The sequence below is a fragment of the Dermacoccus sp. PAMC28757 genome, from assembly GCF_014302635.1.
Taxonomy (GTDB): domain Bacteria; phylum Actinomycetota; class Actinomycetes; order Actinomycetales; family Dermatophilaceae; genus Dermacoccus; species Dermacoccus abyssi.
This window is the reverse complement of record NZ_CP060292.1, coordinates 392,339-405,119: the sequence shown is the minus strand read 5'-3', so window position 1 is coordinate 405,119 and position 12,781 is coordinate 392,339. Positions and strand designations below refer to the sequence as shown.

The following is a 12,781-nucleotide window of genomic DNA, read 5'->3' as shown; positions in this document are numbered from 1 at the left end:
GTCTCATCCGCGGGAGGTCGCGGATAATCTGGGGCCGGGTGTAGCGTCAGAACGTGAGGTACATCGATGTTCAATAGAAATTCTCAGACCGCGCGTCCGGTCGGAGTCGAGGCTCACGAGCGGGCTGTTTCGCGCCTGCGAGAGTCCTTCGCCGCGCTCGGCCCGGACGAGACGGTGCGCCTCGCGAAGAAGACCTCGAACCTCTTCCGTCCGCGCGAGCGCGCCACCCGCGGGCTCGACGTCGAGGGCCTCGCCGGCGTCATCAGCATCGACGCCGAAGCGCGCACCGCCGACGTCCAGGGCATGTGCACGTACGAGAACCTCGTCGATGTCACGCTCCAGCACGGCCTCATGCCGTTCGTCGTGCCGCAGCTGCGCACCATCACGCTCGGCGGTGCGGTGACGGGCCTGGGCATCGAGTCGACGTCGTTCCGCAACGGGCTGCCGCACGAATCCGTCCTCGAGATGGATGTGTTCACGGGGGAGGGCACGATCGTCACGGCGACGCCGACGAACGAGCACGCCGACCTCTTCCGGGCCTTCCCGAACAGCTACGGCAGCCTCGGCTATGCGACGCGCCTGCGCATCGAGCTCGCGCCGATCGGCGACCTCGTCGAGACGCGCAACGTCCGCTTCGATTCCGCCCGGGCGATGACGGAGGCGATCGAGCGCATCGTCGCGGACGAGGTGTGGGAGGGCGAGCGCGTCGACGGCCTCGACGGCATGATCGTCTCGCCGGACGAGTGCTACCTCGTCCTCGCGAACTTCTTCCCCGACGTTCGCCGTCACCCGAGCGATTACACCGGTCAGCGCATCTTCTACCGCAGCATCGAAGAGCTGGACCGCGACACCCTCACGGCGCACGACTACATCTGGCGCTGGGACACGGACTGGTTCTGGTGCTCCAACGCGTTCGGTGTGCAGAACCCGACGGTCCGCCGGCTGTGGCCGAGCAAGTACCGCCGCAGCGACGTATTCCACCGCATTGTCGGCTTCGAGAACCGCTACGGCGTGGCCGCGAAGATCGACTCGATGCGCGGCGAGCTACCGCGTGAGCGCGTCGTCCAGGACGTCGAGGTGCCGCTCGAGGAACTCGTGAACTTCATGCCGTGGTTCGACGAGCACGTCGGCATGACGCCGGTGTGGGTCTGCCCGCTGCGTTTGCGGGGCGATCAGGCGTGGCCGCTGTACCGGCTCGAGCCGAATCGCACGTACGTCAACGTCGGGTTCTGGGGCACGGTGGCCATCGAGCCCGGCCGCGCGGACGGCGACGTCAACCGCGACATCGAGGCCGTGCTGCCCACGATGGGCGGTCACAAGTCGCTGTACTCCGACGTCTACTACGACGCACAGACCTTCGAAGACCTCTACGGCGCAGCCGAATACCGCCGTATGAAGTCGATGTACGACCCCTCGGGCCGACTGCCCGAATTCGCAGACAAGGTAAGGACCCACGCATGACCACGCCGACCGGCGCACCCCTCGTTCAGCAGGCCGTCACCGCGGTGCTCGAGGAGCCGCTGCCGATGCGCCTCACCGCGTACGACGGCACCGACGTCGGGCCGAAGGACGCTGCGATCCAGCTGCGGATCGAGAACGAGGAGGGGCTGCGCTACCTCCTCACAGCGCCCGGCGACCTGGGGCTCGCTCGCGCGTACCTCACGGGCACGCTGACGGGGACGGGCTTTTCCGAGGGCGACCCGTACGAGGTGTTCAGCCTCATCAAGCGCGATCTGCGTGTGAAGGATCTGGGCAAGCGTGACGCGGCGTCGGTGCTCGCGCCGATCGTCAAGGCGCTGGGGACGAAGGCGCTCAAGCACCCGCCGTTGCCGGAGATCGAGAGCCAGCCGCGCTGGAAGCGTCACCTCGCGAAGGTGAACCCGATGTCGCGGGCGGCCGATTCGATCAGCTACCACTACGACGTCTCGAACGCGTTCTACGAGAAGGTGCTCGGCCCGTCGATGGCGTACACGTGTGCCGTTTACGACGCGGCGACGGATTCGCTGGAGGAGGCGCAGGAGCGCAAGTTCGCGCTCGTGGCGGACAAGCTCGACCTGCAGCCGGGCGAGCGGTTGCTCGACGTCGGCTGCGGCTGGGGCGGCATGGCGATCCACGCCGCGCGCGAGCGCGGCGTGAGCGTGCTCGGGGTGACGCTGAGCCGCGAGCAGGCGGAGTGGGGTCAGCGCGCGGTGCGCGAGGCGGGCCTTGAGCACCTCGTCGAGATTCGCCACAGCGACTACCGCGACGTGACGGAGACGGGATTCGACAAGGTGAGCTCGATCGGCCTGACGGAGCACATCGGCGTGAAGAACTACCACGACTACTTCACGTTCCTGCACTCGAAGCTGCGTGACGGCGGGCGCCTGCTCAACCACTGCATCACGCGTCGTGACGACACGGCGTCGGCGCGGCCGGAGCCGTTCACGGATCGCTACGTGTTCCCCGACGGCGAACTGGCCTCCCCGGGGCGCCTCATCGCGGAGTGCCACGACGCCGGGTTCGAGGTGCAGCACGACGAGAACCTGCGCCTGTCGTACGCGCACACGCTCGCCGCGTGGTGCCGCAACCTCGAGGCGAACTGGGAGTTCTGCGTCGGCGAGGCCGGCCTGCCGACGGCGCGCGTGTGGGGCATCTACATGGCCGGTTCGCGCCTCGCGTTCGAGGAGGGCTGGCTGCACCTGCACCAGGTGCTCGCGACGAAGACGACGGAGAACGGCGACAACGGCGGCTACCCCCTCGGCTCGCACTGGCGGGCCTGAGCCCGCTCCGCATCGACGAACGTAACGCGGCGCCTGCCTCTGTGAAGAGGCAGGCGCTGCGTCGTTGAGCGGTGCGGGGCGGGAGCGATTCCCGCAGCGCGGGACGGACTCTCAGCACTCAAGCCATAGCGTGGGCAGTCCACCCCCTTCGCTCTCGCAGTTCTGGCTTCGTGCTGCCGTGATGGTTCGCGGAGGGTGGCGCACACCGACTTTGAGGGGGAACCGAGACGCCGGTGGCGCGGCGCTCACCCAACATCGGGGAGGGGCGGGTTCGCCATGTGGACGGCGCTCGAACCATAACTTTCCATTTGGCAGTGGGTGCGTCTACGTTATGGGTAGGTCACGAGTTCCGGCGACAAGTCTCGGCTGGCCGGACGGCAACCCTCCGCTGCGGTGGGGTGCCCCGAGTAACGACCTGGCGCGTCGCCGCCCGGCGTCTGCGCAAGCGCAACGAACAAAGAGGTTGTCATGACACTTCTCGCCACCCACGCTCCCGCCACGACGCCCGGACTGCGCATCGAGCGCCTCGGCCCGGCCCTGGGCGCCGTCATCCACGGCATCGACCTGGCGTCCATCGACGAGATCGCGGCCTTCGACATCCGCCGCGCCCTGCTCGCCCACAAGGTGCTCTTCTTCCGCGATCAGCACGGCTTCGACGACGACGCCCAGGTACGCCTCGGCAACCTCCTCGGCGACCTGACGCCCGGCCACCCCGTCGCCGGCAACCACGAGCGCAGCGAGATCTATAACATCGACTCGAGCGACCCCGAGTTCTCCTTCTCCGACGTCTGGCACACCGACGTCACCTTCATGAAGCGGCCGCCGTCCATCAGCATCCTCCGCGCCGTGACGCTCCCGCCCTACGGCGGCGACACGTCCTGGGCCGACAGCCAGGCCGCCTACGACTCCCTCTCCGCACCCTTCAAGGCGCTCGCCGACCAGCTGCTCGCCGTCCACGACGGCAACCGCGAGTGGGGCGCCTTCCTCAAGAAGAACGGCGGCCACGAGTGGGAGGGCGAGATCGTCACCGAACTGCCCGCCGTCGAACACCCCGTCGTCCGCGTCCACCCCGAGACCGGCCGCCGCGGCCTGTTCGTCAACCCCGGCTTCACCTCCCACGTCAGTGGCGTCTCCGACGCCGAGTCGCGCGCCATCCTCGACGCCCTCTACGCCCACCTCACGCAGCCCGAGCACACGATCCGTCACCGCTGGGCGCCCGGCGACGTCGGCATCTGGGACAACCGCGCCACCTCCCACTACGCCAACCGCGACTACACGAACACCCGCGTCATGCACCGCGTCACCGTGCGCGGCGACGAGCCCCGCGGCGTCGACGGCCTGCGCGCCCGCTAAGCGCCCCGAAAACTGATCGACGCTCCACCGTCGGGGGTGATGAGATGACCGACATGATCGAACTCATCGCCCCCGACGCCGCGCGCTACGACGACTGGTCGGCCATGCTGCGCGAGTTCCGCGACGCCACCACCGACTCGCGCGACGACCACTGGGTGTGCGCGGGCGGCATGGACGGATCGGGCTTCTTCGCGGGCACCGACGTCGACATCACCCCCGACGGCTTCGCCGCCTACGTCGAAGACTGCGCCCGCCAGGGCAACACGATGTGGCCGCCGCACACCGGGCTCGTCCACTGCTCCTACTTCTGGATCGTCGACGACGGCGACCTCGTCGGCCACCTCGCCCTGCGTCACGCGCTCAACGAGTTCCTCTACGAACTCGGCGGCCACATCGGCTACTCCGTGCGGCCGGCCGCTCGCGGACGCGGCATCGCGAAGGAGGCTCTGAAGCTCGGGCTCGCCGAAGCCGCCGCGCTCGACATCGCCCCCGTGCTCGTCTGCTGCGCGCAGACGAACGGCGCCTCGCGCGCCGTCATCGAGGCCTGCGGCGGGCAGCTCGAGGACGTTCGTGAAGACAGCCGTCGCTACTGGTTCGGCGACGGACCGCGCCCCACCGGCCCCACTGCGTGACGTTCGTCCAAATTCGTGATGAAGGCGTGACCTGCGCGTGCGTTGTCAAAGCCCTGTGACCTACCCGACACCGCATAACGTGGCCCTGCTCACACTCACACGAAAAGGGAGGTCTCCGTGCCCGCGTCGAGCACCAAAACCCCCGAGCGCGACGGGAACACGCCCCCGGTCGCGGTCGACCTACCCCGCCAGATCACGGGACGTCAGAAGATCGTCATCGCCGTCGCGGCCGTCATCGCCGCCATCGGTTGGACGATGGTTGCGTTCGTCCGCGGCGAGCACGTCAACTCGATCTGGTTCGTCATGGCTGCCGTCGGCAGCTACGTCATCGGCTACATGCTGTACAGCCGCCTCATCCAGTACAAGGTCATCCGTCCGCGCGACGATCTCGCCACCCCGGCCGAGCAGTTCGAGAACGGCCAGGATTTCCTGCCCACCGACCGGCGCGTGCTGTTCGGTCACCACTTCGCCGCCATCGCCGGCGCCGGCCCGCTCGTCGGCCCCGTGCTCGCCGCGCAGATGGGTTACCTGCCGGGCACGCTTTGGATCATCTTCGGTGTGATCTTCGCGGGCGCCGTGCAGGACTACATGGTGCTCGCCATCTCCACGCGCCGCGGCGGTCGCAGCCTCGGCCAGATGGCCCGTGACACGCTCGGCCCGGTCGGCGGTTGGGCGGCCATGTTCGCCGTCATGACGATCATGATCATCCTGATCGCCGTGCTCGGCCTCGTCGTCGTCAACGCGCTCGCCGAGTCGCCCTGGGGTGTCTTCTCGCTCGCGATGACGATCCCGATCGCTCTCTTCATGGGGTGCTACCTGCGCTTCGTGCGCCCGGGTGCCGTCTCCGAGGTCTCGGGCATCGGCGTCGTCCTGCTGCTCCTCGCCATCGTCGCCGGTGGCTGGGTTGCCGGCACCGACTGGGGCAAGGACATGTTCACGCTGTCGCCGACGGCGCTCGCGTGGGCCATCATCATCTACGGTTTCGCCGCCGCCGTCCTTCCGGTGTGGCTGCTGCTCGCTCCGCGTGACTACCTGTCGACCTTCATGAAGGTCGGCACGATCGTGCTGCTCGCGCTCGGCATCGTCATCGCCCGACCGGCCATCGACATCCCAGCCATCACCTCGTTCGGCAAGGAGGGCAACGGCCCGGTCTTCGCCGGTTCGCTGTTCCCGTTCCTGTTCATCACGATCGCCTGTGGTGCGCTCTCCGGCTTCCACGCTCTCATATCCTCGGGCACGACGCCGAAGCTGCTGCAGAAGGAGAGCCAGGCTCGCCTCATCGGCTACGGCTCGATGCTCGTGGAGTCGTTCGTCGCGATCATGGCGCTCATCGCGGCCGCCATCATCGACCACCACCTGTACTTCGTCATGAACTCGCCCGCCGGCGTCACCGGCGGTACGCCCGAGAAGGCTGCCGCGTGGGTGAACTCGCTCGGCCTCGGCGGCGACCCGACGTCGGCCACCGAGATCGCGCAGGCCGCGAAGGACGTCGGCGAGGAGTCGGTCGTCTCCCGCACGGGTGGCGCACCGACGTTCGCCTTCGGTATGTCGAACGTGTTCTCGCAGGTCATCCCCGGCGCTTCGATGAAGCAGTTCTGGTACCACTTCGCGATCATGTTCGAGGCGCTGTTCATCCTGACGACGGTCGACGCCGGTACCCGCGTCGCGCGCTTCATGCTCTCCGACACGCTCAGCAACGTCCCGGGCCTCAAGCGCTTCCGTGAGACGTCCTGGAAGGTCGGCGCCTGGATCACGACGTTCCTCGTCGTCGCCGGCTGGGGCTCCATCCTCCTCATGGGTGTCACCGACCCGCTGGGCGGCATCAACACGCTGTTCCCGCTGTTCGGTATCGCCAACCAGCTGCTCGCCGCGGTGGCGCTGACGGTCGTGGTCGTCGTCGTCGTCAAGAGCGGCCACGTGAAGTGGGCCTGGATTCCGGGCGTTCCGCTCGCGTGGGACGTCATCGTCACGATGACGGCCAGCTACCAGAAGATCTTCTCCTCCGACCCGAAGCTCGGCTACTGGGCGCAGCACAAGGCGTTCGTCGACGCCAAGGAGAAGGGCCTGACGAGTTTCAAGACGGCCAAGACGCCGGAGGCGATCGACGCGGTCATCCGCAACACGTTCATCCAGCAGTCGCTGTCGATCCTGTTCGCGGGTCTCGTGCTCATCGTCGTCATCGCCGGTGTCATCGCCGCGATCAAGGCGGTTCGTGCGGGCGAGGCCGACGACGGCGTCACCGACGAGAAGGTGCCTTCGAAGATCTTCGCCCCGGCCGGTTTCTCGGCCACGGACGACGAGAAGGCCGTGCTCGAGCAGTGGCGCGAGGCCGGTCTCGACCCGGAGGGTGCTCCCGCGGGAGGTCGCGTCCATGCCTGAGCAGACGAACACGCAGTGCCGGCTGGAGCAGGAGCAGCCGGGCGGTCTTCGTCGGGCCTTCGACTCGGTGCGGTGGTACTGGGCGTCCGTCATGGGCGACAACCACTACGAGCGCTACCTCGCGCATCACGAGCGCACTCACCCCGGTGAGGCTCCGATGACGAAGAAGGAGTACTGGCGCGAACGCACCGACGCGCAGGACACCAACCCGCGCAGCAGGTGCTGCTGAGCGTGTGAGCCCGCGGGCTGGCTCCATGAATTGGTGACGGTTGGGGTAGATGGTGACGGCTGAACGTCACCATCTACCCCAGCCGTCACCAAGTGTGGGGCGCCGAGGCATGAGAGGGATTCAGGTGTGAGACAGGTGCTGGGCAAGGAGCGGAGCCCGTACCCGCGACTCGTCGGAACGGCGCTCACGTGGGGGATCTTCACCGTGTTGTGCGCATGGGGCCTGTTCGGCGGGTGGGCGGAGTTCGGACCGTGGGGGCGCGCCGCCCTGGCCGCACTGACGTGCGCGTTCGCCGTGCCGTGCGCCGGCTCGCTCGTCGCCTTCTTGCCGCAGGGTGACCGGTGCCGAGCAACGGCGGTCGACGGGCGGATCGTGGCCATCGAGTCCTGGTGTCTGCGCGTCGAGGGGTGTGATCTGAGACGTCCGTCGGACGACGTGTTCGACACCGACCATGCGCCGGTGTTCGCCCCGACTATGCGTGCCGACGAACGGGAGCTGGAGCGGTGGATCGTCGACGGAGAAGGCACCGTGGTGCGTCACCGCCGGGTCATGGCGATGCTCTACAACCTCGGCAAGGACGCTCCGCGGATGCTCGGACCCTGGGCAGACCTCCAACCGCCCGTTCGTGGTGGCGCCTACCTCATCCACCCCGGCGACGTGGTGCGCGAGCGCGACTGACGAGGCTCACCGCGCGCGATGCCGCGGTGTGGTCGACCGGCGTCAGGACGACGGCCGGTGGGCGTGTCCATGCCTGATCGCACGACGACGGCCGGTGGGCGTGTCCATGCCTGATCGCACGACGACGGAGTGCCGCCTGGAGCAGGAACAGCCAGGCGGCCTCCGCCGTGCGTTCGGTGCGGTGCGCTGGTACTGGGCGTCCGTCATGGGCGACAACCACTACGAGCGCTACCTCGCGCATCACGAGCGCACTCACCCCGGTGAGGCTCCGATGACGAAGAAGGAGTACTGGCGCGAACGCACGGACGCGCAGGACACCAACCCGCGCAGCCGCTGCTGCTGAACGTCGCACAACGCCGGGCCCCGCAGAACCTCTGAGGTTCTGCGGGGCCGCGGCGTTTCCGCCTCGTTCAGATCACGCGCCAGGCCGGTCAATGAACGAGGTGACACGCGTCAGAGGGAATCTGCGGTGTGGAGCTGAACCCGAACTGCGGGGCCGGGGTCACGGGGGCCAGGACGCCGATCGGCTCTCCTTCCCACGAGCCGCTCAGCGTCGCCACGCGGCGAAGGTCCTCGGCGACGTAATACTCGTGCGCCCCGTGGCCTGCGGACCCGTGCTTCTGAACCCCCTCCACGAGGCGACGAGCCAGCGGGTTCGACAATCGTGCCGTCACAGGGTGGATGAGCGGTCCACGGACCAGGCGCAAGGGGTAGCCCAAGAGCCTGCGACGACCGAACGTAGCGCTAAGCCTCGACCGATCGGTGGCGATGACCCACTTCGAAGAGTTGCGCGCGACGTGAACGTCCGACAACGTGACCTGATCGAACTGGTACGTCTCGCAGACGTACGCTCCGACTTCTTCGTTGGGAGCGATGAGTTCGCGCGCCGTCCGGGTGGGCCACCATGATGTCGGCGAACGCGCCGAACGGGGAGCGCTGCCAGCACCCCACGACGAATCGGCGACTACACGGTGTGCCGACGCCCAGGATGTACCCGTCGAAGCGATGTCGGGCAGTAGAGTTCACGATTTTCCCTTCGGAGCCGAATGTCGACGGCTTAGGAGTGTCGGTAAATTCAGGGTATGCGCATATGGAGCCTTCACCCTGCCCAGCTGGACAGACGCGCTCTCGTGGCGGGATGGCGTGAGGGGCTGCTCGCGCAGAAGGTTCTCGCCGGAGAGACCACGGGGTACAGGAACCACCCGCAGCTGCTGAGGTTTCGTGCCACCGACGACCCGATCCGCGCCATCACGTCGTATCTTTGGCGACTCGCTGAGGAAGCGGATCGACGTGGCTACACGTTTCGTTCGGACAAGCTTTTGAGGCCCCTCGAGCCCTCCGTATCGCTGACGCTCGCGCAAGGGCAACTCGATTACGAGTGGGCCCATCTGTGCCGAAAGGTCGAGCAGCGAGACCCGCCGTGGTTCCGCGCGCACTTGGCCGCGAGCGCGCCGCGGCCGCATCCGATGTTCACGCTGATTCCCGGCCCCGTCGCCGAGTGGGAGATAGTCTGAGCGATGCCGGTAGCGGCCGCGCAGGCCACGCTCACCCAGCCGGTTCCTGAGATCCGATGATGCGGCTCAGAGTTCTCACGTATCCGGCACGAACGAGAGGCACCGCCAACCACGCGACGATGTCGGGCAGCCCGTGAACGCTGTACGTCTGATGCCAGTCGAGACGGCTCCCGCCATCGACGTCACTCAGGCGCACGGTGATTGTGCCACCGAACACTCGCCCGACCTTCACGATTCGAGCCTCCGCCGGCGGATCCCAGCGGTCGACGCGCATGACGTCGTCGATCGTCAGGGGCCCGAGATGCGTGCGGGCGTCGAACCGTGACCCTTCTCGCAGGCCGCTCTCGTGTCCGACTTCGGTGGGCACGAGGGTCACGGTGGTGAACGGGATCACGCGTGAGTGAATCTCGAGATCCCACAGTGCGTCCCACACGGCCGACCGAGCGTGGGCCGAACTCCGTGTGATGCGAAAGCTGGGCGGATGTCTCATAGCACCTTTCGCGGTTCGAGGTGTGACGGCAAGTGCCGTCAGCGTCGGAGTGCTCGGTTCGAACGAGCCGTCGGCCGGGGGCCACGCGCACCCGGCCGACACCCGAGCATTCGTCGAGCGATAGCTCTGACGCGTGCTCGTTCGGGATCTACATCTCGGTCGTCGCGCTGATGGCGGACGGGCGCTCACCGGTGACGCGGGCCTTCATGATGCTCGCGAGCGCTGAGACCTTGCCGCCGGGCTGCCCCCAGAACTGCGCGGAGTCGCTCTCGAATCGGATGAGACCAAGGTTCGGGTCTTCCTTGCCACCGTCGAACCAAGCGGAGACCCCGTCGTCCCACAGCTCGTCGATCTTCTGTCGGTCCTCGACGAACTCGACGCGACCAGCGACGGAGAGCCAGGAGCCGGTTTCGGCGAAGGCGAGGTTGACCTCCGGCTGGGTGCGCAGCGCCTGGGCCTGCTCGCCCTGAAGACCGATGAAGAACCAGACGTCGGCGTCATCGGTGACCTGCTTCGGGGTCATCGGGTGGCTGAGCAGCGTTCCGTCGTCGGCGATAGAGGTCATCATGACGAAGCGCTCACCGCGCATGATCTCGACGACCTGTTCTTGCGTGATCTCGGACATGTTGAACCTTTCTATCGCTGTCTCGGCGGGTGCGAACCTCCGTCGGGGCGTTACGTTGCTCTCTTGCAACGCTAACGAGGCGCCGTCGGGTGTCACTACCTCCGGTGGGGTGGCCGCTTCACGGCTCCAGGTTGCGCCGGCGGGATCGGTCGCCGAGTGAGGTCAGCACCTTGACGAGTCGCCCGGCGGACGGCGCGAGTTCGGCACCCGGTATCGGCTTCGTGGCCCCGTCCACCGGGCCGGGAAGCAACCGGTTGACGACGCCGAGGAGGCGGGTCGTCAGCCCCGGCGCGAGGCCATGGACGCGCGCGCCCACCTTTGCCGCGGGGGTGAGGATGACGTAGGGCTTGCCGGCGAGGACCCCGCCGACGATGGCCTGCGCGGCGCGTTGGGCATCCATGCTCACGAGGGGCAGCGATGCGGCGGGCGCGAACCAGGCGTACTCGCGCTGACGGTCACCGTAGAACTCGGCGGCGGCGTGCGAACCGGTGCGCATCAGACCCGGCGCGACGACGCTGGCCGTGACGCCGCTGCCGGCGAGCGAGGCCGCCAAGCCCTCCGTGAAACCGACCGCGGCGAACTTGGCCGTCGAGTAGGCCAGCAGGTGTGGCGCGCTCAGCATGCCGCCGATCGAGGTGACGACTGCGAAGCGGCCGCGTTGCCGCTCGCGCATACGCGCGACCACGGCGTCCGCGAGGTTGACGGGCCCCCACGCCATGATGTTCATCGCGTGTTCCATGTGCCCACGCGTCGTGTTCTCGGCCGGGCCCACCTCGATGATGCCTGCCACATGGATTGCCACGTCGACCGGGCCGACGGTGGTCTCGACGTCTTCGACCGCGTCGGCAACACTGCGCGCATCGGAGGCGTCCATCACGGCCGTGTGGACGAACGTTTCTGGTACCCCTTAGCGGGTGATCCAGCGGGCCGCCGCGTCGAGCGTTTCCTGAGAGCGGGCAGCGAGCACGACCTGGTGCCCGCGCTTCGCGAGGTCGGCGGCGACGAGCAGTCCCAAGCCGCGGGAGGCTCCCACGACGAGAGCGATCGGTCGGTCGTTCATGGTTGCATCTCCGATGCTGTGAGAGCGGGCGGGGTGTCAGGACGGGGCCGGGCGGCCCAGCCCAAGACCATCGGGTGACGGCGGGGGCGCAGTGGTCAGCGGCAGTCACCGACCTCATCGGCGCCCACGTTCGATCATCACAGGCCGTCGTGACCACGCCAATGGGTCGTGGCATGTGCCACCCGAAGGTGCGGGTCAGCGGGCACAGCCGCCAATCCGAGACCCCGTTGGCTTATCGAGCCAGACGAGACGTCAGTTCTCTAGCGGCATCCTTGACCGCTGTGGCGTACTCGGTCTCGCGGTCGCCCGCGTCCTGAGGCCACGTGACGGCGAGGCTCGCGGCAGGCAGGCCGTTGAGGTCGAGGGCTGCCGCTGCCACCGTCTGGAAGCCCGGCGTCACGCGCCCGACCTCCCGCGCGTACCCGCGCTGACGCACCTGCGCGAGCTCCGAACGCAGGCCCGCCACCGTCTCCGGCTGATCCGCCCCGGAGTTGCGCTGCACGAGCTCCGCGCCGGAGGGGAACAGCGCCCGCACCTGCGCGGCCGGCAGGTGCGCGAGCATCGCCATCCCGCTCGCCGTCACGTTCGCAGGCAGGCGCACGCCGACGTCCGTCACGAGCGGTGAAATCCCGAGCGGCCGCTCCTCGATGACGTACAGCACGTCCGAGCCGTGCAGCACCCCGAGGTGCGCTGCCTGCCCCGTGCTCTCCGCCAGGCGCGTCATCACCGCGCGGGCCATGCGCTGCAACGGCTGCTGCCGCGAGTAGGCCGAGCCCAACTCGTACGCCGCGATGCCCAGCCCCCAGCGCCGCGTCTCCTCCGAGTGCGTGACGAACCCCGCGTCCTTGAGCACCCCGAGCAGCCGGTACGTCGTCGACCGTGGAAGCCCCAACTCGCGCGCCAACGTCGCGGCAGGCTGCGGCGACGGTCGCCCCGCGAGCAGCTGCAACAGGGCGATGACCTGGGCGGCGGCGGGGGCAGAACTCACGCACCAACGGTAGCCATTCGAGGGCAACTGTCTCAATCCTGGGACAGTTCGCGTCGCCCGTGTCACGCCGCGCC

General features: G+C 68.1%; 12 protein-coding genes, 1 pseudogene and 1 riboswitch. Of the genes and pseudogenes, 9 read left to right on the top strand and 4 right to left on the bottom strand.

The features are described 5' to 3' along the window. Positions 1 to 66: 66 nt before the first annotated feature. The 9 genes from H7F30_RS01925 to H7F30_RS01885 all read left to right on the top strand — a co-directional run bounded on the left by H7F30_RS01925 (position 67) and on the right by H7F30_RS01885 (position 9,544). Entirely contained in the window at positions 67 to 1,461 is a 1,395-nt protein-coding gene (locus H7F30_RS01925) for an FAD-binding oxidoreductase (RefSeq protein ID WP_187036348.1), read from the top strand. Further along, positions 1,458 to 2,759 (top strand): cyclopropane-fatty-acyl-phospholipid synthase family protein, encoded by a 1,302-nt coding sequence (locus H7F30_RS01920; protein WP_187036346.1) that lies wholly within the window; start codon positions 1,458 to 1,460, stop codon positions 2,757 to 2,759. Before H7F30_RS01925 ends, H7F30_RS01920 begins: the two co-directional genes overlap by 4 nt. Before the next feature lie 338 nt (positions 2,760 to 3,097). Beyond that, positions 3,098 to 3,213: riboswitch (SAM riboswitch) on the top strand. A gap of 14 nt (positions 3,214 to 3,227) precedes the next feature. Further along, positions 3,228 to 4,112, top strand: a complete 885-nt coding sequence (locus H7F30_RS01915; RefSeq protein ID WP_187036345.1) for a TauD/TfdA family dioxygenase — start codon at positions 3,228 to 3,230, stop codon at positions 4,110 to 4,112. A 44-nt stretch (positions 4,113 to 4,156) separates the two neighbouring features. Continuing rightward, the gene (locus tag H7F30_RS01910; protein WP_255464923.1) at positions 4,157 to 4,744 is read left to right on the top strand and encodes a GNAT family N-acetyltransferase; all 588 of its coding nucleotides are present in this window, start codon (positions 4,157 to 4,159) and stop codon (positions 4,742 to 4,744) included. Between the two features lie 117 nt (positions 4,745 to 4,861). After that, a complete protein-coding gene (locus tag H7F30_RS01905) occupies positions 4,862 to 7,123 on the top strand; it encodes a carbon starvation CstA family protein (protein WP_222617831.1) in 2,262 nt (753 codons plus the stop codon). Further along, positions 7,116 to 7,352: a YbdD/YjiX family protein gene (locus H7F30_RS01900; RefSeq protein ID WP_047311175.1), complete on the top strand. Its 237-nt coding sequence runs from the start codon at positions 7,116 to 7,118 to the stop codon at positions 7,350 to 7,352. Before H7F30_RS01905 ends, H7F30_RS01900 begins: the two co-directional genes overlap by 8 nt. Positions 7,353 to 7,478: 126 nt before the next feature. Beyond that, positions 7,479 to 8,030, top strand: coding sequence for a hypothetical protein (locus H7F30_RS01895; protein ID WP_187036343.1), 552 nt, complete (start codon positions 7,479 to 7,481; stop codon positions 8,028 to 8,030). Positions 8,031 to 8,136: 106 nt separating this feature from the next. Further along, entirely contained in the window at positions 8,137 to 8,373 is a 237-nt protein-coding gene (locus H7F30_RS01890) for a YbdD/YjiX family protein (RefSeq protein ID WP_187036341.1), read from the top strand. 739 nt (positions 8,374 to 9,112) lie between these two features. Next, positions 9,113 to 9,544 carry a pyrimidine dimer DNA glycosylase/endonuclease V gene (locus H7F30_RS01885; RefSeq protein ID WP_047310698.1) on the top strand — a complete coding sequence of 144 codons (432 nt, stop codon included), beginning with the start codon at positions 9,113 to 9,115 and terminating at the stop codon, positions 9,542 to 9,544. Positions 9,545 to 9,575: 31 nt separating this feature from the next. Here the strand turns inward: H7F30_RS01885 and H7F30_RS01880 are convergent, their stop codons facing one another. The 4 genes and pseudogenes from H7F30_RS01880 to H7F30_RS01865 form a co-directional block, all read right to left on the bottom strand. Continuing rightward, positions 9,576 to 9,911 carry a hypothetical protein gene (locus H7F30_RS01880; RefSeq protein ID WP_187036339.1) on the bottom strand — a complete coding sequence of 112 codons (336 nt, stop codon included), beginning with the start codon at positions 9,909 to 9,911 and terminating at the stop codon, positions 9,576 to 9,578. Positions 9,912 to 10,182: 271 nt separating this feature from the next. Then, on the bottom strand, positions 10,183 to 10,659 hold the full coding sequence (locus H7F30_RS01875; RefSeq protein ID WP_129666169.1) for a pyridoxamine 5'-phosphate oxidase family protein: 477 nt from the start codon (positions 10,657 to 10,659) through the stop codon (positions 10,183 to 10,185). 118 nt (positions 10,660 to 10,777) lie between these two features. Beyond that, a pseudogene (locus H7F30_RS01870) lies at positions 10,778 to 11,719 on the bottom strand (SDR family NAD(P)-dependent oxidoreductase). 232 nt (positions 11,720 to 11,951) lie between these two features. Beyond that, positions 11,952 to 12,707, bottom strand: coding sequence for an IclR family transcriptional regulator (locus tag H7F30_RS01865; RefSeq protein ID WP_129666171.1), 756 nt, complete (start codon positions 12,705 to 12,707; stop codon positions 11,952 to 11,954). Positions 12,708 to 12,781 lie beyond the last annotated feature (74 nt).

Bases quoted from the DNA above. Each gene is read 5' to 3' on its own strand.
- H7F30_RS01925 (WP_187036348.1), top strand. From the start codon at position 67: ATGTTCAATAGAAATTCTCAGACCGCGCGTCCGGTCGGAGTCGAGGCT.
- H7F30_RS01920 (WP_187036346.1), top strand. From the start codon at position 1,458: ATGACCACGCCGACCGGCGCACCCCTCGTTCAGCAGGCCGTCACCGCG.
- H7F30_RS01915 (WP_187036345.1), top strand. From the start codon at position 3,228: ATGACACTTCTCGCCACCCACGCTCCCGCCACGACGCCCGGACTGCGC.
- H7F30_RS01910 (WP_255464923.1), top strand. From the start codon at position 4,157: ATGACCGACATGATCGAACTCATCGCCCCCGACGCCGCGCGCTACGAC.
- H7F30_RS01900 (WP_047311175.1), top strand. From the start codon at position 7,116: ATGCCTGAGCAGACGAACACGCAGTGCCGGCTGGAGCAGGAGCAGCCG.
- H7F30_RS01890 (WP_187036341.1), top strand. From the start codon at position 8,137: ATGCCTGATCGCACGACGACGGAGTGCCGCCTGGAGCAGGAACAGCCA.
- H7F30_RS01885 (WP_047310698.1), top strand. From the start codon at position 9,113: ATGCGCATATGGAGCCTTCACCCTGCCCAGCTGGACAGACGCGCTCTC.
- H7F30_RS01875 (WP_129666169.1), bottom strand. From the start codon at position 10,659: ATGTCCGAGATCACGCAAGAACAGGTCGTCGAGATCATGCGCGGTGAG.